This is a genomic window from Desulfurellaceae bacterium, from assembly GCA_021296095.1.
Classification (GTDB): Bacteria; Desulfobacterota; Binatia; order Bin18; family Bin18; genus JAAXHF01.
In genome coordinates, this window is record JAGWBB010000128.1 from 1 (window position 1) to 937 (window position 937).

Annotated in this window: 2 protein-coding genes; both read right to left on the bottom strand. The window is 65.2% G+C overall.

What is annotated here, in order from left to right:
* On the bottom strand, window positions 1-538 hold a 538-nt coding region (locus tag J4F42_20790), incomplete at its 3' end, for a hypothetical protein (GenBank protein ID MCE2487958.1).
* Between the two features lie 51 nt (window positions 539-589).
* The coding region (locus tag J4F42_20795; GenBank protein MCE2487959.1) for an LLM class flavin-dependent oxidoreductase at window positions 590-937 on the bottom strand (348 nt) is incomplete at its 5' end.

Below are 937 nucleotides of genomic sequence, written 5' to 3' on the forward strand. Positions count from 1 at the left end.
CGCCGGGCTGACAAGCCTCGTGGGGCGCGCCGCTCATGGCAATCTCGCCGATATTGCCGGCCTTGATGCCGGTGTTGCCAATACCGACGGTGATTTCCTTGACCATGATGTCGGTCAGCTCTTCGATACTCTTGGCGGCGATTTCGGGCGGATGCGAGAACTGCACGTACCAGCCCGTGGACGCCACGATATTGAGGCCGGTCGCCCGGGCGATCTTCTGCAGGGCGGCCGGATCGCGTCCCATGCCGGGCAGGTCGACGTCGATGAGGGTCTGGCCGCCGGCGAACTGGTACTCGGCCGCCTCTTGAACAGCCAGGTCGAGGTCGTCCTGGACCAGGTTATCTTTGAACAGCATCGCATTCCGGCGCACCTGACCCAGGTTCTGCATGGTGATTTTGCGCTCGCTCAGTCCCCTGAGCACGCCCGAGTCCGGCGGCTGGTGCCAGCACATGATGTCGATCGTCAGATGCACGTGGGACATGGTGCCGCCGATCTGGTCGGCGTCAATCGGCCCCAAGACGGTATTGAGTGTTGCCATTGCTGCCCTCCTTTGCTGTCAACGGTCCGGCCGTCACAATCGGAGTACGGCCTACACCTGCCGGGCGCGTTCCACAATCGGGGCCAGGCTCTTGACCGCTTCGACCCCGCTGCCCGTGGCGGCTGCCGCAGCCAGGACTACCAGCCGGCTCAGGCCGGCGTCCGCATAGGCCCTCATCGTATCAAGCGTCGGCCCGTCCCCCTGGGCCATGAGCAGGGTGGAAAACTCCAGGCTGTCCGGGTCGCGGCCGGCTTCCCTGGCCAGGCGCTTGATTTCGGGAATCGACTCGGCGGCCTGCTCAGGACTCAGATTGCCCGGACACCAGCCGTCGGCGTACTGGGCCACCCGCTTGACGGCGTATTTGGGATCGTGGGCGCCGAGCAGAATCGGCGGGTAGGG